Genomic DNA, 18,718 nt, shown 5'->3' with positions numbered 1-18,718 from the left:
TTATTTTGTTGTAAGCATCATCAAATTCTTTCTAATGTGGTAATTGATCTTTAAAATATCCATATACCCATGTTCCGGCAACAGCACTCAAAAGAGTAACGGATACGGCTAATGCTCCTGTTCCGATCTGAGCAAACAAAGGTCCGGGGCAAGCTCCTGTAATAGCCCAGCCAAAACCAAATATCAACCCTCCATAGATCTGGCCTTTATTAAACTTTTTAGGAGTCAGGGTAATGGGTTCACCATGGATTGTTTTTATATTGAATTTTTTGATCAGCCAAACTGAAATTACGCCCACTAATACAGCACTTCCAATAATTCCGTACATATGAAAAGACTGCAGGCGGAACATTTCCTGTATTCTGAACCAGCTGATGACTTCAGCTTTCACAAAAATAATCCCGAAAATAATTCCTGCAGCGAGATATTTCAGATTGTGATACCACTGATGAGTAAGAGCCTTTTCTTCGTTCCCACAAACAGCATCCTGATAATGAATATCCTGTTCTTTTTCTTTTATCATGATTCAAATTCTCTTTTAAAATTATACTTACAGGGAAAGAATGGCAGGCAGAATAAGATTGGCCATTAAAAACCCTCCGATCATAAAACATATTGTTGCTACCAAAGAGGGCCACTGCAGATTGGAAAGCCCCATAATGGCATGCCCGCTGGTACATCCTCCTGCATATCTTGTCCCGAAGCCTACCAAAAATCCTCCCGCAACCATTGTGATAAATCCTCTCAGTGTCAAAAGACTTTCAAAATTCATCAGCTGTACGGGAACCAGATTGCTGTAGTCTGTAATTCCATAGCCGGCCAGTTCTGTTTTCAGATTGGGATTTACTGTTATTTCATTAGGGTTCACTAAAAAATGAGCAGCAATCATTCCACCGAAGAAGATTCCCAGCACAAAAAATAAATTCCAGGCTTCTTTTTTCCAGTCGTATTTGAAAAAATTCAAATTGGCAGGTATACAAGCCGCACAGATATGCCTTAGTGAGGAACTTATTCCAAAGGATTTATTTCCCATAATTAACAAAGCAGGAACGGTAAGCCCAATCAACGGACCAGCAACATACCACGGCCATGGTTCTTTTATAATCTCCAACATTCTTTATTTTTTAATCTAATTTATTTAAAATTTTAGTCTGACACACAAAATCACTTTTAGGAATATTTTCAGATGCGATCGCTTTAAAACCTCCTTCAATTTCTGAAAAGTTCCTGTACCCTCTTGCCTGAAGGATGCTCGCTGCTATCATGCTTCTATAACCGCTTCCACAGTGTATATAGAAATGCTCCACTGACTTTATCTTATGAATCCATTCGTTGATGTAAGCAAGAGGCTTGCTGTAGGCTTCATGAATATGTTCTGCATGATATTCGCTTTCTTTTCTTACATCAATGATTTTTGCTTCTTTTTCTTTGATTTCGGCTTCAAACTGTTGTGCCGAAATACGATTGACAAAGTCTGTTTCTTTTCCATTTTTTTTCCAGGCTTCGAAACCTCCTTCCAAAAAGCCTAAAATATGATCAAATCCGACCCTGCTCAAACGCGTTACAGCTTCTTCTTCGTTTCCATTTTCCGTTACCAGCAGAATAGGCTGGTTTACATCTGCCACTAAAGCACCCACCCAAGGGGCAAAATCACCATCCAATCCTATATTGACAGACTGTGGAATAAAACCACTGGCAAATTTACTACTGGTTCTTACATCTAAAATCAAAGCTCCTGAAGCTTCAGCAATTTCTTCAAACTGTTCTAGGGGAATAGCATGCAGCCCTTGCGAAAGGACTTCTTCAAAACTGCTGCACCCTTTTTTATTCATCATCACATTCATCCCGAAATATGCTGGCGGAGGCAAAAGACCATCTGTTACTTCATTGATAAAACTCTGTTTATCCTTTTGATTCAAAGCATAATTGGTTCTTTTCTGATTTCCCAGTGTATCTATGGTTTCTTTCTGCATATTTTTACCACAGGCAGAACCAGCTCCGTGAGCTGGATAGACAGTAATATCATCATCTAAAGGCAATATTTTATTGTACAAATTATCATATAAAAGTCCTGCCAGCTCTTCCTGCGTCATATCAGCTCCTTTCTGGGCTAGATCCGGACGGCCTACATCTCCCAGGAACAAGGTATCACCACTGAAAAGTACTTTTTCAATCCCATTTTCATCGATCAGTAGGTAGCATGAGCTTTCCAGGGTGTGTCCTGGTGTATGAAGAACTTTAATTTTAATATTTCCCAATTCAAATACCTGCTCATCTTTTGCGATAATCGCTTCAAATTCAGGATTAGCTGTGGGACCATAAACGACAGGAGCTCCGGTTTTGTGGCTTAAATCAAGATGTCCGCTTACAAAATCTGCATGAAAATGGGTTTCAAAAATATATTTTAACTGTACTCCATCTTCTTCCAGTCTGTTGATATAAGGCTGTGTTTCTCTTAAAGGATCAATAATTGCAGCTTCTCCGGCTGAGGTGATATAGTAAGCACCCTGTGCGAGGCATCCTGTATAAATCTGTTCTATTTTCATTGTATTTTATTTTTTTGATTCTGTTATCTGATACAAATCTCCTGCTTTCCTTTTTCCTGTACAGTTACTTTTGTTACATAAGAAAATTAAAGGAAGATTTCTTTGGTAATAATATAAATGCCCATTACAAGGATAAACCATCCGAATGCGGGTTTCAGTTTTGTACCGTCTATCTTTTTTGATATTTGTGAGCCTATAATAATTCCTGCAACAGCAATACCTGTAATAGAAATTAATAGTTTCCATTGTATTTGTACATGATTTACAGAGGAAAGAAAACCGATCAGAGAGTTGATGGAAATGATAACTAATGAAGTTCCTATGGCAATTTTCATCGGAATTTTTAGAAGGTTGACTAATGCCGGAATGATCATGAAACCGCCTCCGGCTCCTACCAATCCGGTCAAAATGCCCACTATTAAGCCTTGTCCAGCTGCCACAAAAGCGCTATTCTTACCTGTTTGATAATCTAAAGACTTTTCTGAAATACTTTTCCTTATCATTTTATAAGAAGCCAAAATCATTAAGACCGCAAAAATCAGGAGTAAAAAAATATTTTTGGTTACGGTAAAGTTCTGTATTTTTAGTACTTCCTCAGGAATTAAGGGAAGAAGATATAATCTCGTCAGAAAGATGGAAATAACAGAAGGAATTCCGAATATCAACGCCACCTTAAAATTGATTAATCCTTTTTTAAAATACGATATTGATCCTACCAAACTGCTTATCCCTACTACAAAAAGAGAGTATTCCGTTGCCATAAAAACATCTATTCCAAAGAGATAAACGAGTACGGGAACGGTAAGAATACTTCCTCCGCCTCCGATTAAGCCAAGAGAAACTCCTATTAAAACTGCAGCTGTATATCCTATGATTTCCATTTTCCAATCCAATAATTATGATACAAAAATGGGAATGTAAGAAGGAAGCTACAGCTACTTTTGTTACATAAGGAGATTTTTTAACACGAATGAACACGAATAGGTTCACAAAGAACACAAATAAGTTTTTTGGGGAGGCTATATTTTGAGATTGCTTCACCTACGGTTCTCAATGACTTTTACCACCCCGTCAAAAATTTTTTGAATTTTTGCTACCCCTCCGAAAGTGGGTAATATGAGTGCCTTTGATTCAATTGAAGTGGAGTTTACGAGTTCAGGGGTTTCAGTAGAGTGATTTTGTTTCTGCCCAGCTTAAGTTTTCCATCTTCTTCTAACTGTTTCAGAAGTCTTGATACTACTACTCTTGCGGTTCCCAGTTCATTGGCCAGCTGTTCGTGGGTTGTATGAATGGTTTCAGAGCCGGTAAGCTCGTATTTTTTCTGTAGAAAATTTAAAAGCCTTTCGTCTACTTTTTTGAATGCAATGGCATTAATAATATCCAGCAGTTCTTCAAATCTTTTATGATATAGTCTGAAGATATAATCCAGCCATTCCGGATGCTCTTTGATGAATAAAGACACTTTGTCTATTGGCAGAAAAAGGATTTCTGCATCTTCTTCAATCTCTGCTTTTACGATGCTTTTTTCATTGTGCATTCCACCCAGAAAAGACATGATACAACTCTCTCCAGCTTTAATGTAGTATAACAGAATTTCGCGTCCGTCTTCTTCTGTTCTGATGACTTTCAGCATTCCTTTCATCACAATTGGAATAGAACGGATGGAAGCATTTTCATCTAAAACAATATCTCCTTCATGATAATTTTTTGTTGTACCATATTGATACAGCTTTTCTACCAGTTCCGGGGATGATGAGAATTCGGAAGAAAGTACGGTGTCGTTCTGCATTTTTATTCTAATTTACGCCAATTTCATCCACAAATAACCATGCTTTGGAATCTGCCCCAGGATTTCCAGCCGGAATAATACCTGCATTTTCAATTGTTACTTTCAAATATTTTGCATTCTGAGCTCCTACATTTACTTTGATTTTTCCATAGGCATCCTGAATTTCTGTAGTTCCGATTTCTTTGATCAGCTTAAAATTCGTGTTATCATCGGAAACAAAGATCTTTGCAGATTTGGCCAGATGAATCCAGCTTCCTTTATTTTCAAGCGTATTGAAATACACTTCTGTAAAAGCCGTTTTTTTTCCAAAATCTATTGTCGCCGCAACATCTTTCCCCTGGAAGCCCAGCCATGTTTTGCCCAACTGTTTTACGTTCCCGATAATACCATCTACCAATGTAAAAGCGCCTCCAAAAGAGTAATTTTCGTTAGGCTGCTGCTCAAGGGTTATCTTTTTTCCGGTTGTTTTTGAAACCGTAAATTCCTGTGTAGATATGGCACTCTTCAATTGACCTTCTTCGAAATAGGCAGATTTAATTGTTAAAGAATTAGGAATCTGAACGGCATTCTGATAGGTTTTAGAATTGATGGTAGGATTAGTTCCGTCCAAAGTATATCTTATTCCATTCGAATTCTGTGATGTTGAAAGTTCATACCCAATTCCGTTATTGGAAGGAACTACTTCTCCTATGATATTATAAATACTTTTCGCATAGTTCACCTGAATATTATCCAGCACTTTAAACTGGCTGATCACTCTGTTTTCAAATTCTTTATATTTTTTAGGGTCAGATGTTCCCCATCCCACTTCAGAAAGAGCCATTAATCTTGGGAAAATCATGTACTGTACATGTTTAAAATCTAAGATATATTCTGTCCAAAGATTAGCCTGAACCCCTATTATGTATTTTGCCTGTTCAGCATTCAGCTCAGAAGGGATAGGATTATAAGAATATACTTTTTCTAAAGGCGTAAACCCTCCAAAAGCATTAGGTTCAGACTGTGGATCTCCCTGATAATGATCGAAATAACAATATGCACCCGGTGTCATTACGGCAAAGTGTTTTGATTTTGCAGCTTCAATACCTCCGTTCACGCCTGTCCAGCTCATTACAGCTGCATTCGGAGCCAACCCTCCTTCTAAAATTTCGTCCCACCCAATAATTTTTCGTCCTTTACTGTTAACGTATTTTTCAATTCGGTGAATAAAGTAGCTTTGTAAGCCATGCTCGTCTTTTAAGTTATTTTTCTTAATCAATTCCTGGCAGTGTGAACATTCTTTCCATCTTGTTTTCGGGCACTCGTCACCACCAATATGAATGTATTTGGATGGGAATAATTGCATCACTTCATCCAAAACGTTTTCCAGAAAGGTAAATGTTTCGTCTTTCGGGCAGAAAACATCATCAAAAACGCCCCATTTTGTAGCAGGTTCAAAAGGTCCTTTAGTACATGCCAGTTCAGGATATGCAGACAGTGCTGCCAACGCGTGCCCCGGCATTTCAATCTCCGGAACCACTGTAATATGTCTTTCCTGAGCATATTTTACCACATCCTTTATGTCTTCCTGAGTATAAAAATAAGGTCCGTAAGGCTGACCGTCAAAGGTATTATCAACATAAGCTCCAATCATGGATTCTTTACGTTTTGATCCGATCTGAGTAAGCTTTGGATATTTTTTGATCTCAATTCTCCATCCCTGATCATCCGTCAAATGCCAATGGAAGGTATTCAGTTTATACATTGCCAGATAATCGATGTATTGTTTCACTTCATCCACCGTAAAAAAGTGTCGGCAAACATCCAGATGCATTCCTCTCCATGCCAACTTAGGCTGATCTTCGATTTTCATCACCGGAATTTTCTTAGTATCCTTATACTGATCAATAATCTGAATTAAAGTTTGTAATGCCAGAAAATATCCTTGCTTGGTATATGACTTAATATGAATCTGCTTTGGAGAAATTTCCAGTGAATAATATTCTTTTTTCTGTTCTGCATCTATTCCGGAAGGAATTATAGAATTCGTTAAGTGGATTTCACCACCTTTCTGAGCATATTGAAATTCTAACTGAGAGCCTATTCGTTTTTTGAAATATTCGGTCTCTTCTTTCGGCAGATCACCACTTAATACAAAAGTATCCGGAATTACAAATTCTCCCTGTAAAAGTTGAACTTTTTGAGGGTAAGGAATTAAGTTTAATGTATTTTGGGCAAGAATCACGTTTGAAATCAGTATAAAAAATGCTAAAAAAGTCCGTATCATTGGATGGGGTTAAGGTTTGAGCTAAGATAATTATTTTTAAAGACTTATGACTCACTTCCACCTAACTGATTAACAGGTATTTAAAAACAATTTAACGTAATCCTCAGCCTGTTATCAGTGTTTAAGAATAGTAAGATCAACTCTATAGAAAAAAATCTATGATTTTCTCTTAGCTCCTATTGTTTCTTTACATCGTCTAAATGATTGAATTGAATCTGCAATAAACAATAAGTTATGGTTTGCTTTTTGATCATTTTAGATGACTTTAAAAATTAAAAGATTTGAGCCTGTTTAAATTTTCGTAGAAAATTTTGTTAAGAGGCTTTCAGAGGTTGGATATTTGAAAAAAAAAAATGAAATACCCAACCGATTTAACTGAAAACCAGTGGCAATATATAAAGAAAACGATGAACCTAAAAGAGAGAAAGAGAAAATATCCTCTTCTTTTGATTTGGAACTCCTTAATGTATTTGATAAAAACAGGTTGCCAGTGGCGTATGCTTCCTAAAGATTTCCCCAAATGGCAATTGGTTTATTACTATTATATCCGTTGGACGGAGTTGGGATATTTTGACTTAATTCTAGAAAAGCTACGAATGAAAGTTCGTATAAAAAAGGGTCAGCGAGCAGAAGCCTCCTTAGGAATAATGGATAGCCAAAGTGTACGCTGGGGCAATAATAGAGGTCTTCATGGCGTAGATGGAAATAAGAAAATAAAAGGAATAAAACGCCATGTGCTAGTAGATAAGAATGGATTTTTAATCGCAGTGATGGTTTGTGTAGCCAATATTCATGATAGTAAGGCTGGATTGCTTTTGCTTAGATTACTCAGGGAAGAGCTGATGAATTTCAAGTGTATTCTTGCTGATGCAGGCTATAGAGGAGATTTTCTAGATAAAGCTCATAGCCTTTATTCATACCTGGTAAAAGTGGTAAGTCGGGATAAAGAAAAACAAGCTAAAAAAGAGTTTAAACCCGTAAGTAAACGATGGGTAATAGAAAGAACTTTTGCTTGGTTTGATAATGACAGAAGGCTTTGTAGGAACTATGAACTACTGCATGAGTCTTCCGAAAATATGACCAAATTATCCGCTATAAAATTATTACTCAATAAAATTTAAACAGGCTCTTAAATTTGTAAAAAAATACGATGAAAAAGAGCATTTTTCTAGCAGCCGGATTATTATTCTCAATGTCAGCACAGGCACAACTTTTAGATATCATAAAATCTACCGTTAAAAGCAAAACGGGTGTAGATCTTGATCTTCCCGTAAAAAATAATGGTACTGCAACTTCTACCACTACAACAACTACATCTGCCGGTCAGACGAATAATTCATCCGCTAACCTTGGAAATCTTACTTCTTCTCAGATCTCGTCAGGATTAAAAGAGGCTTTAAGCATGGGGGTAACAGATGGAGTAAAAAAACTGGGGGTAACGGACGGTTTCTTCAAAAATGAAGCAGTAAAGATTTTAATGCCTGAAAAATTAAGAAAGATTGATACTACTTTACGTTCCATCGGGATGGGAAGTCTTGCTGATCAGGGAGTAAAATTACTGAACAGAGCTGCTGAAGACGCTGTAACAGAAGCTGCCCCTATCTTCGCGAATGCCATTACTTCCATGTCGATTACAGATGCCAAAAATATTTTATTAGGCAGTAATAATGCAGCAACAAGCTACCTGCAGGGAAAAACCCAGTCTCAGCTATTCAATGCTTTTCAGCCTAAAGTAAAAGCTTCTTTAGGAAAAGTAGGTGCCGACACACTTTGGAAAAACCTGATTTCAAAATATAATACATTTACCGGACAGGCTGTAACCACTGACCTTAACGAATATGTTACTACAGAAACCATTAATGGTGTATTCAAAATGGTTGCAGATAAAGAAAGCGGAATCAGAAATACACCTGCCATGAGAACTACCAGTATTTTACAGAAGGTATTTGGGGCCGCGGATGGGAAATAAAATAAGTGGTTAAATTGACTTTCTAGCTTTTTAGATATAAAAACTGTTTCATGATGAAACAGTTTTTTTGTTTTAATTTCTTTTGTCTTGAAATCGAAGATTCGACGTAGTCAAACAAAAGAAACAAAAATTCAAGACTTGGATCTCTCCGCTAAAAATAAATCCTGTTCTCTAAAAATTCTAAACTTGCGCGATTTCCATATTGCTTAATCGGTTCTGAATTCGTGTTGCGCTTCGGACAGGAGAATTTTCTTAACGTTCACTGGAATTATTTTTTTAACGCTGCGAGTTCCTATGTCGTTTCATTACCGACGTCATATACAAGTTTCGGCCTCACTTTGTGAGGCCGAAACTTGTATATTTTTTAAACAGATTAGAACTGCATTTCAGGAATTTCTCCTTCAATAATCAGATCTGCTTCTGTAGCTTTGATAATATCTTCTACCGAAACACCTGGTGCTCGTTCTACCAGCTTGAATCCTGCAGGAGTTATGTCCAGAACAGCTAATTCAGTAACTACTTTTTTCACGCAGTTTACACCCGTTAAAGGAAGGGTGCATTTTTTAAGGATTTTACTTTCTCCTGCTTTGTTTACGTGCATCATGGCAACGATAATATTTTCAGCGGAGGCCACAAGATCCATCGCTCCTCCCATTCCTTTCACCATTTTTCCGGGAATTTTCCAGTTGGCAATATCTCCGTTTTCTGAAACTTCCATAGCTCCAAGAATGGTAAGGTCTACTTTCTGACCACGAATCATCCCGAAACTAAAGGCAGAATCAAAGAATGAGCCTCCTTCCAGAATAGTAATGGTTTGTTTTCCGGCATTGATAATATCTGCATCTTCTTCTCCTTCGAAAGGGAAAGGTCCCATCCCCAAAACTCCGTTCTCACTCTGGAATTCTACGGAAATACCTTCCGGAACATAGTTGGCAACCAAAGTAGGAATCCCAATTCCCAGGTTTACATAATAACGATCTTTCAGTTCTTTTGAAATTCTTTTGGCAATTTGTTCTTTTGTAAGCATAATAAAAACTTAGACTGCAATTTAATTATTTTCACTAGAATACAAAAGGGCTTTGTTCTGTTCAATAATTAACACTGTTAGTTAAAATAATATATGTAATTTTGCTCCATTATTTTTTAACAGAATGAAAATACTTTTTAGATATCTTAAACCTTATCAGTGGCTGATAATCATTTCTTTATTCTTAGCTACAGTGAACCAGGTTTTTTCTTTATTTGCTCCGGCTATCACAGGAAATATCCTTGATCAGCTGGTTACCCATCCTAACTTTTTTGATAAAGAAAAGTTATTGTCCAGAAACCTGAATGAATATTTATACGGAAGTTCTGTATACCATGGGGCTTTTTACTTTTTGGGACTTCTGATCGGAACTGCAATGGTGAGCCGAATTGCCAAAGCTTTCCAGGATTATGTGGTAAGCGTGATTACCCAAAAGTTTGGAGCCAAAATATTTACGGACGGTTTAAAACATTCCATGGCATTGCCTTATCAGGAATTTGAGGATCAGAGAAGTGGTGAAACCCTGTCGATTTTAACCAAAGTAAGAGAAGATACAGTAAAATTTATCACAAATTTCATCAATATTTTCTTCGGAATTCTGGTGAGTATTATTTTCGTTTCGGTATATGCCATCCGCTTACACTGGTCTATTATGCCTGTTTATATCTGCGGAATTTTCTTTATTGCCATTGTTACCAATTTATTAAGCAAGAGAATCAAGGTTATCCAGAAAAATATTGTAACTGAAACAACAGCCTTAGCCGGAAGTACTACAGAAAGCCTTAGAAATATCGAGATCGTTAAAAGTTTAGGATTAACCAATCAGGAGGTGATCCGTTTAAATAACAATACCTATAAGATTCTTGGTCTTGAGCTGAGAAAGGTGAAAAGCATCCGTTCTTTAAGTTTTATTCAGGGAACAATGGTTAATTTCCTTCAGCAGATGATTACACTGACTTTACTGTATTTAATATTTAAAAATATTGTTACTCCAGGTCAGTACTTGTCTCTGATGTTTTATGGTTTCTTTATTTTCGGGCCCATGCAGGAAATCGGGAATATTATTATTTCTTACCGTGAAGCGGAGGCATCTCTTCAGAATTTTGACCGTTTGATGAAAAAAGAGGTGGAAGAGAAACCTCTTCATCCGAAAAAAATCGGAGCAATTGAAGAACTAGAATTCGAACATGTTTCTTTCAAACATCAGTCTGCTCAGTATAAAGCTTTAAATAATATTTCTTTTGATCTTAAAAACGGTGAGACCATTGCCTTTGTAGGACCTAGTGGTTCAGGGAAAAGTACTTTGGTAAAACTGTTGGTGGGATTGTACAGACCTCAGGAAGGGAATATTTTTTATAATGGAATTAATGGAAAAGAATTTGATTTTGATGAACTGAGAAATCAGATTGGTTTTGTAACTCAGGATACCCAGTTATTTGCAGGAACTATTAAGGAAAACCTTCTTTTCGTTAATCCTTCCGCTACTGAAGAGGAACTGGCAGTTGCTTTACAGAAATCAAGCTGTACGGCATTATTGGAAAGAGCAGAAAAAGGAATAGAAACGGTTATTGGAGAAGGTGGTCTGAAACTGAGTGGCGGTGAAAAACAAAGAATTGCTATTGCAAGAGCACTTTTAAGAAAACCTCATCTGTTGATTTTTGACGAGGCAACTTCTGCACTGGATAGCATCACTGAAGAAGAAATTACGACAACTATTAAAGACATTTCTAAGGAAAGAGAACAGATCACCGTGCTGATTGCACACCGTTTAAGTACGATTATGCATGCAGACAAAATTTATGTTCTTGAACGCGGACAGGTTGTAGAAACAGGTTCCCATGCCAATCTTATTGACGAAAAAGGACTTTACTACGCCATGTGGAGACAACAGATCGGAGAAAGAAAAACACTTACTCCTCAATGATAAAAAAAGCGCTGAATGTAAGTTCAGCGCTTTTTTATTTTATGATTTGAGCCTATTCTTTAGTTCTCACTGTTCTCTGCTCAATTCTTTTTTCAAATTTTTCTCCCTGGAAAATTCTCTGAATCATGATTCCCGGAATGTGGATTTCGTTTGGATCTAACTGACCTGGCTCTACCAGTTCTTCTACTTCAGCAATGGTAATTTTTGCTGCACCCGCCATCGGATGATTGAAGTTTCTCGCAGATCCTTTGAAAATAAGGTTTCCTGCATGATCCCCTTTCCATGCTTTTACGATAGAAAAGTCTGCATCGTAAGCGTGCTCCAGGATGTGAGGCTTCCCTTTGAATTCTTTTACTTCTTTCCCTTCTGCTACTTCGGTTCCGTAACCTGCAGGAGTATAAAAAGCAGGAATTCCAGCCTGAGCGGCTCTGCATTTTTCTGCTAAAGTTCCCTGTGGAGTAAGTTCTACATCCAGTTCACCGGAAAGCATCTGTCTTTCAAACTCAGCATTTTCTCCTACATACGAAGAGATCATCTTCTTAATCTGTCTTTTGTGAAGCAATAATCCTAACCCGAAATCATCTACTCCTGCATTGTTCGAAATACAGGTAAGATCCTTCACATCACTTTCTACCAAAGCATTAATTGAGTTTTCCGGGATTCCACAAAGTCCGAATCCGCCAAGCATCAGGGTCATTCCATCATTAATGCCTTCAATGGCCTCCTTTGCATTTTTTACTCTTTTATCTATCATGAAATATTAGATTTTTCTGTTGGCTAAATTTAATAAATTTTCCGGGATATCTGGTGAAGGGAAACAGTACTGAATTTCACGTTTTTTTTAAACATCATCATTACACATTTAAAACATTAATAATCAAATAAATAAAAAAGAGACTATCATTGCTGGCAGCCTCTAAAATTATAATTGCATTTAGCTTATTTTACTGAATAATCAGTTTTAAAGTAAATAATTTCCTTCCGTGTACTTTTACAAAATACACACCTGCCGGAAGGTTTTCATTTACCAAAGAGAAACGCTGGTTATTGATATTTTTCGATACATAAAGCAGTTCTCCTGAAGCTGAGACCAATTCAATTTTTTCAATTGGGTAATCACTCTTAATAAAAGTAGGCTGTCCCGGTTTGGTTGGGTTTGGATACAACACTACATTTTTCTCTGTGCTTCTTGTTTCTTCTGTTCCCAAAGTAGGAGAAGCTACCTGAAACTGTACTCTGTTCGAAACTTCCGTATAAGAATCATTGGTAAACATAACCATATAATAATTACCCGGAGTGGCAGGCACTGCAGTTCCCTGAATTGTTTTTGTTCCCTGAGTTACCCCGTCAAAATAGGTGTAAGAAACAAAGTTATCATCTGGTGTCTGCACAGTTTGGGGATAAATTCCTAACCAGTCTTTGATGATTCCCGGAGAATCTGTCCATGAAGCCGTAATATTTTCACCCAAAGTATATACCGGTTTGTTGATCCACAGATCCGTAACGATATCTCCTACTTTAAAGAATACCTTCTCCCCGATTCCGTTATATCCGTCTTCCAATAAGTACTGTGCATAATAATACCCTTTTGGAAGACCTGTGAAATTAAGCGTTCCCGAAGCAGTTGTTACATAGCTCCATTTGATAGAAGCCGTTGTTCCCGGAGTCTGTCCCATTTTATAAATTCCGATCCAGTCTTTCTGCAAATTCGGACCATCTGTAAAATTGATAACAACCGTTCCTCCTACCGGATAGGTATCAGCAGTAGCCTGAAGCTGTACTTTCGGGCCCACATAGAAATTTTTTCTTGCTGTGATTTCCGTATAACCACCATTAGCAAAAAATCCTGCAAAATACTGACCTTTAGTAGCCAGACCATTCGTGAAAGTAGCTGTTCCGGCAGTCTGTCCATTTGTATAAATAAACCCTTGAGAAGTGGTAGATGCCGGAGTTTGCCCTTTCTTATAAATTCCTACCCAATCCTGCTGATTTCCGGGACCTCCTGTATAAGTAGCTGTGATGGCTTCATTTTGAGCATATTCTGTTTTATTTAAAGTAAATGTAGGGTTGGAAACTACACTTCCTGTAATTTCGAACTGCTTTACATCACTCCAGTCGCTCCACTCAAGGTTTCTGTCTCTGTAACGTGTTTTTACATAATAGATTCCATTTGGGATAGAGTTAGCATCCAGTGTTACTTTTGTAATATCTACTCCGTCATTCAGGTTTTTGGTTTTATCCGGAGTTCCGTTTCCGTCTTTTCCGAACCAGTTTTCAAAATCGCGATAGAATTCCTTTTCAATTACAGAAAAATTTGAAGTTTTACTGATCAGGAATTGTGTTGTATTTAAAAGTTCTCCGTTTGAAGATGAAAACGCACTTCCATTCAATGTTAATGGTAACGTAATAGTACCCGTGAAATTGTTGTTAATAGATGGTTTTGCTGGTTTAGGCTGATTTTTATATCTGTGGAAAGAATCTACAAGCACATTGTTTTTCTTGTTGTAAACCCCACCGATAGAATAACATTCAATATCCACTTTTCCTGTCGGAATATCTACTTCTACAATCTGATAGGTCCAGTCTGTCAGAGTTTTCTGAACATCATCAAAATCCTGTTCATTAGACATTCCCCAATACTGATCCCATGCCGTTCCCCCTGAAATAATCTGATAGTTCGGCGTATTTTTAAGCTGACCTCTATGATACAGGTGATGGTGAGCTCCTACGTGCATCAGATATTTGTCTGAAGTTACCAGAAGCGGTACCGCATTTTCTCTTACCCATGTAGAAATATCCCCTACATACTGCTCTGCCTGATAAGGTCTGTGGCTTAAAGAAATAATCCAGTCTACGGTAGAATCATTGTTAGCAGCTGTTAAGACCTGCTGAAGCCATGTCTGCTGTGCAGATCCCGTATGTTCTGAACTTAAACTTACAAATAATACGTTACCAGCCTGCTGAGCATAATAGTTTTCATTTCCTGAGCTGATTCCTTTATAACTGATTTCATCAATATAAAAGTGCGCATAGTAAGAATTCATTCCCATTGTTCCATAAGTCTCATGGTTTCCTACTGTGGTCTGGATAGGCAGATATGGGGATAATTTGATATTCTTTTTGAAGTGAACGTTTTCATAATGATCCAGCGTTCCAACGTCTACCTGATCACCCACCATAAAAGTAAGCGCAATATTATCAGAAGGATCTGATGTAGCCCCGAACTTTTCTTTTAGCTTTTTATAAGCATTCAAAGTAAGCGTATCATATCTTGGTTCTGCTTTGATCTGGTTGTCTCCCATAATAAGGAAACGGATCTTTCCATTAGCCGTCACAGGTTGTCCCGGTAAAGGAAGTGTTCTGAAATTATAAACAGCAGACTCGCCTGTTCCTGTTTTAATTTTGTAATAATACTTGGTATTCGGCTGCAGGTTGTTAATCTTTGCCGTGTGATAATAATAATTGTTGTTGTATCCGGTATCGGAGAAGATGTTAGTTGTTCCCGTTACCGTTACATTCAGGTTGGTTGGAGAATCTCCGTAGATCACTGTTGTTTCATTATTGGAAGCTGTTTTCCAATTGACGATCATAGAATTGGGAGTAGGATTTTGTAAATAAGGATACAAAGCCTGCCCGAAAGCCATCTGGACCGCGAAACAAAAAAAGAAGAAATAATGTTTCATAATCGTTTTCGTTTTAAAATAACATATAGAATTTCGAATTGTAAATCAGTCAATTAAAAAATCGTTGCTTTGATTTTTTATTTCGGGCAAAAGTAGAATTCCCATATAAACTCAGTCTGATGGTACTTTGAAGAAACCGTTAAATTTTCAGCAAAATCGGAATGAAAAAATTATAGTTTTTAGCACATTAATTATTTGGTGTATTCAAAAACTATTTTGTACATTTGCAACCTGTTATTCAACCTCTGACGAAGAACGTGCAAGTTGCTTAGCTTTAACATTTTATTTTATTAATAATGGATTTATTAAAGTACGTACAAGACAAGTACATTGCGAAAAAAGAATTCCCTGAATTCAAAGCAGGTGATACAATTACTGTGTATTACGAAATTAAAGAAGGACAAAAGACCAGAACTCAGTTCTTCAAAGGAACAGTTATCCAATTAAGAGGTACTGGATCTACAAAAACCTTCACTATCAGAAAAATGAGTGGTGATGTAGGTGTAGAAAGAGTATTCCCTATTAACATGCCTGCACTTCAAAAAATTGAAGTTGATAGAAGAGGTAGAGTTAGAAGAGCTAGAATTTACTACTTCAGAGACCTTAGAGGTAAAAAAGCAAGAATCAAAGACGCTGCTTACAAGAAGAAATAATTCAGACAACAATACATACAAAAAGAGGCTGTTTACACGTAAACAGTCTCTTTTTTTGTTAAAGCATTTTATATCTTATTTCTTATACGGAGTTCCATTTCCGGTTTCCAGAAAAAGTTTCAGGCTTCCAATAAACTGATCCCAGCCACCCGAACAAATATCATAACATTCTACAGCTGGATTTAACCCCACGTGGGTAAGCTGCAGCAAGCTGCTGTTTTCCTTTTGTTCCATTTCCCAGACGATACTTGTCCCAATCCATTCTGTCTGATTTTTTAATTCAGGAACAGCAATCAGAGAATCTTCAACAAGCCAGATCACTCTTGAATTGTGTATTGATTCTTTTATCCGTATTGTCTTGTGGATATTTTCTCCAAATCTTACTGTAAATATATCTCCCACTTGTGCCGAGGCACCAGTAAACAACTCAGACCACCAAAGAGGAATCTGATGAGCAAGTGCATCATAAGCCTTCTCTGCCGTAGCTTTGAGCTCAATTGTAGTAGTATAATTGTCCATATCCTTTATTTTTTGTAAATCTATCCTGTTGACTCATACAATTTTAAGCAAATTACTTTTCAATAGACTTTGCATAGGGCAAGAATGTTTACCAGTTTTTAAACCATTAAGAGTTTTTAAGGAGGTAAGATAAGTTAAGAAAAATCAAAGATTTTTGAAGCAAGAACTATTTTGACTTTTTTACTATAAAGTCTTTACCCCCGTCAAGGTTTAAAACCTTGACAGGGGTCATCATATATACTCGATGACTAATCGTTTTTCATGAGATATTGCAATGGAGTAGATCCTGTATGTTTTTTGAAAAACTCAATAAAAGCGCTGTCAGATGAGAAGTCCAGGACATATGATACCTCTCCTATTGAGTTGCCTTCCACTAAAAGTTCAATGGAGCGCTGCAGCCTCCATTGCTGTCTCCAGTCCTGATAAGATAATCCAGTTTCTTTTTTAAAAATACGGCTGATTGTTTTCTCTACCGCTCCCGTTTTTTCAGCAAGATCTTTCAGCATGGGAGGTATAGAATTACGCTGAGTCCAGTCTTCTATACTTTTTTTAAAGCGCCAGTCCTTCGGCATTTTAAGTTCCAGTTTTTCTTCCGGTGCTCTTTGCATTTCATCCCAAAATACTTTTAAAAGATGAACCTGATCATTTTTAAGGACAGACCATTCCCAAAAACAAATTCGTTCTATAATTTCCTTTAACAAAGGGTTTACGTGTAAAACCTTAAGACCGGTACTGATATATTTTCTTGCATAGCTTTCATCAAAATAGATGGATCTGTAAGCTACAATATTCCGGAAATTAACACGGTGAACTTCATTTGCCGGAATCCAGAGCATTCGGAATGGAGGAAGCACCAATTGTTTGTCAGAAGTAGTAACCGTCATACAACCTGATGGTGCATACAACAACTGTGCTTTCGTTTTATGAAAATGAAAACCGGAATCATGCAATATCATATCTGAAGCTATTCCGATTACCTTTTCCGAAATAGAATCGGCATTAAATTCTTCATTTTGCTTCAATACAGCCATGTCCTATTTTTGATATTTTTTGTTTTTATATCATTATAAATATACATTGATTTTTTGGAAACTTTGCAGAAAAAAAATGAAAAAGACAAATCCTATCTGGCTGTTGACATTGCTTATAATGTTTCCGCAGTTCATAGAAACCATTTACAGTCCTGTTTTGCCTATGGTTCAGCAAAAGTTCGGAATAAAGGAAGAATCTGTAACTCTGACGATCAGTTTATATTTTATAGCATTTGCATTGGGTGTAGCGTTTTGGGGCATTCAATGTGACAGAATCGGAAGGAAAAAATCACTTGAATACGGGCTCATCACCTATGGAATCGGAGCTTTAATAGCTATTTTTGCTCCCAATTTTATTATTTTTCTATCAGCCAGAATTATTTCTGCATTTGGAATTTCTGTAGGTTCTATTGTGACACAAACTATTTTAAGAGACAGCTATGACAAAGACAATCTCAGTAAAGTATTTTCCTGGATCGGAATTGGCTTATCCATAAGTCCTGTGGTAGGAATGATTACCGGTTCAGTACTAGCTTCCTTCGTTGGACATCAAGGTGTATTTATCACATTATGTATATTAGCGCTATTATTCTTTATTCTTTCGAAACAAAACATTACTGAAACTCATCATTCCCGAAAGGAAATCAATACGGAGACTTTGAAAACCCTGTTCAAACGAATGATTCAGGATAGGGAGATTATCAAATGCTGTTTATTAATCATGAGCTTTAATGTCCTGTTGTTTTCATACTATTCACTGGCTCCATTTATCTTTAAAAAATACTATTACTCTTCGTATGCATTCGGATACAGCAGTATCATATTAGCAACTGGCACCTTTGCAGGAGCAAAACTTAACCGATTTCTGTTATTGAGAAACATACAACCTAAACATTTAGTTAAAGCAAGTACATTTACCGCATTTATTGCCTCTGTTTTGGTGTGGATCCTGATTGGTACGGGAATTTATTTTTTAGTTCCCTACTTTTTTATTGTGATGGCATTCAGTACAGCAATCCCTAATATTCTGAGTACAGCACTTATCAATTATAAAAATGAAACAGGAAGTGCCGGAGCTTTACTGGGACTAATTTATTATGTTCTGATAGGTTCAGGATTAATAAGTATTGGTTTTATACAAAATCTGGGAATTTCGTGTGTGCTGTTTTCTGGAATTGGGGTTTGTACTTTATTGCTATTTAGGAACAAAAATAAATGATTTTGAAACATTAAGTTTAATGAAGGTGATAAGATGAGCTGAGCTTATTATTTTAATCACTTACAAAAACTTAATGTTTCAAATATTTTATA

The 18,718-nt window shown here is 36.8% G+C and carries 16 protein-coding genes; 5 read left to right on the top strand and 11 right to left on the bottom strand.

All coding sequences use genetic code 11. The features are described 5' to 3' along the window. Window positions 1-31 precede the first annotated feature (31 nt). From CLU97_RS06630 to CLU97_RS06605, 6 genes are all read right to left on the bottom strand, one after another. Window positions 32-523 carry a DUF6691 family protein gene (locus CLU97_RS06630; RefSeq protein ID WP_121487223.1) on the bottom strand — a complete coding sequence of 164 codons (492 nt, stop codon included), beginning with the start codon at window positions 521-523 and terminating at the stop codon, window positions 32-34. Window positions 524-550: 27 nt separating this feature from the next. Continuing rightward, a complete protein-coding gene (locus tag CLU97_RS06625; protein ID WP_121487222.1) occupies window positions 551-1,114 on the bottom strand; it encodes a YeeE/YedE family protein in 564 nt (187 codons plus the stop codon). Between the two features lie 10 nt (window positions 1,115-1,124). Beyond that, on the bottom strand, window positions 1,125-2,546 hold the full coding sequence (locus CLU97_RS06620) for an MBL fold metallo-hydrolase (protein WP_121487221.1): 1,422 nt from the start codon (window positions 2,544-2,546) through the stop codon (window positions 1,125-1,127). Between the two features lie 86 nt (window positions 2,547-2,632). Further along, window positions 2,633-3,427 carry a sulfite exporter TauE/SafE family protein gene (locus tag CLU97_RS06615; protein WP_121487220.1) on the bottom strand — a complete coding sequence of 265 codons (795 nt, stop codon included), beginning with the start codon at window positions 3,425-3,427 and terminating at the stop codon, window positions 2,633-2,635. Between the two features lie 266 nt (window positions 3,428-3,693). Further along, the gene (locus CLU97_RS06610) at window positions 3,694-4,335 is read right to left on the bottom strand and encodes a Crp/Fnr family transcriptional regulator (RefSeq protein WP_121487219.1); all 642 of its coding nucleotides are present in this window, start codon (window positions 4,333-4,335) and stop codon (window positions 3,694-3,696) included. Window positions 4,336-4,342: 7 nt separating this feature from the next. Continuing rightward, window positions 4,343-6,601: a family 20 glycosylhydrolase gene (locus CLU97_RS06605; RefSeq protein ID WP_121487218.1), complete on the bottom strand. Its 2,259-nt coding sequence runs from the start codon at window positions 6,599-6,601 to the stop codon at window positions 4,343-4,345. 353 nt (window positions 6,602-6,954) lie between these two features. Between CLU97_RS06605 and CLU97_RS06600 the strand changes: the two genes are divergently transcribed. Together CLU97_RS06600 and CLU97_RS06595 are read left to right on the top strand one after the other, a co-directional pair. Then, window positions 6,955-7,722, top strand: coding sequence for an IS5 family transposase (locus tag CLU97_RS06600; RefSeq protein ID WP_121486240.1), 768 nt, complete (start codon window positions 6,955-6,957; stop codon window positions 7,720-7,722). A gap of 29 nt (window positions 7,723-7,751) precedes the next feature. Continuing rightward, the gene (locus CLU97_RS06595; RefSeq protein WP_121487217.1) at window positions 7,752-8,570 is read left to right on the top strand and encodes a DUF4197 domain-containing protein; all 819 of its coding nucleotides are present in this window, start codon (window positions 7,752-7,754) and stop codon (window positions 8,568-8,570) included. 373 nt (window positions 8,571-8,943) lie between these two features. Here CLU97_RS06595 and CLU97_RS06590 read toward each other — a convergent pair whose 3' ends face one another. Further along, a complete protein-coding gene (locus CLU97_RS06590) occupies window positions 8,944-9,597 on the bottom strand; it encodes a CoA transferase subunit B (protein WP_121487216.1) in 654 nt (217 codons plus the stop codon). A gap of 124 nt (window positions 9,598-9,721) precedes the next feature. Between CLU97_RS06590 and CLU97_RS06585 the strand changes: the two genes are divergently transcribed. Then, a complete protein-coding gene (locus tag CLU97_RS06585) occupies window positions 9,722-11,521 on the top strand; it encodes an ABC transporter ATP-binding protein (protein ID WP_121487215.1) in 1,800 nt (599 codons plus the stop codon). Between the two features lie 52 nt (window positions 11,522-11,573). On the opposite strand, the gene CLU97_RS06580 is transcribed toward CLU97_RS06585, so the two are convergent. Then, window positions 11,574-12,275 carry a CoA transferase subunit A gene (locus CLU97_RS06580; RefSeq protein WP_047376945.1) on the bottom strand — a complete coding sequence of 234 codons (702 nt, stop codon included), beginning with the start codon at window positions 12,273-12,275 and terminating at the stop codon, window positions 11,574-11,576. 190 nt (window positions 12,276-12,465) lie between these two features. Then, window positions 12,466-15,204 (bottom strand): fibronectin type III domain-containing protein, encoded by a 2,739-nt coding sequence (locus CLU97_RS06575; protein WP_121487214.1) that lies wholly within the window; start codon window positions 15,202-15,204, stop codon window positions 12,466-12,468. A 296-nt stretch (window positions 15,205-15,500) separates the two neighbouring features. On the opposite strand from CLU97_RS06575, the gene rplS reads away from it, so the two are divergent. Then, window positions 15,501-15,857, top strand: coding sequence for a 50S ribosomal protein L19 (gene rplS / locus CLU97_RS06570; protein WP_002980648.1), 357 nt, complete (start codon window positions 15,501-15,503; stop codon window positions 15,855-15,857). Window positions 15,858-15,932: 75 nt separating this feature from the next. Here rplS and CLU97_RS06565 read toward each other — a convergent pair whose 3' ends face one another. Both CLU97_RS06565 and CLU97_RS06560 read right to left on the bottom strand, forming a co-directional pair. Next, window positions 15,933-16,376 carry an SRPBCC family protein gene (locus tag CLU97_RS06565; RefSeq protein WP_121487213.1) on the bottom strand — a complete coding sequence of 148 codons (444 nt, stop codon included), beginning with the start codon at window positions 16,374-16,376 and terminating at the stop codon, window positions 15,933-15,935. 248 nt (window positions 16,377-16,624) lie between these two features. After that, on the bottom strand, window positions 16,625-17,407 hold the full coding sequence (locus tag CLU97_RS06560; RefSeq protein WP_121487212.1) for an AraC family transcriptional regulator: 783 nt from the start codon (window positions 17,405-17,407) through the stop codon (window positions 16,625-16,627). 76 nt (window positions 17,408-17,483) lie between these two features. Between CLU97_RS06560 and CLU97_RS06555 the strand changes: the two genes are divergently transcribed. After that, window positions 17,484-18,626: an MFS transporter gene (locus CLU97_RS06555; protein ID WP_121487211.1), complete on the top strand. Its 1,143-nt coding sequence runs from the start codon at window positions 17,484-17,486 to the stop codon at window positions 18,624-18,626. Window positions 18,627-18,718 lie beyond the last annotated feature (92 nt).

This window comes from Chryseobacterium sp. 7 (assembly GCF_003663845.1).
GTDB lineage: Bacteria > Bacteroidota > Bacteroidia > Flavobacteriales > Weeksellaceae > Chryseobacterium.
This window is presented reverse-complemented; position numbering and strand designations above follow the sequence as displayed.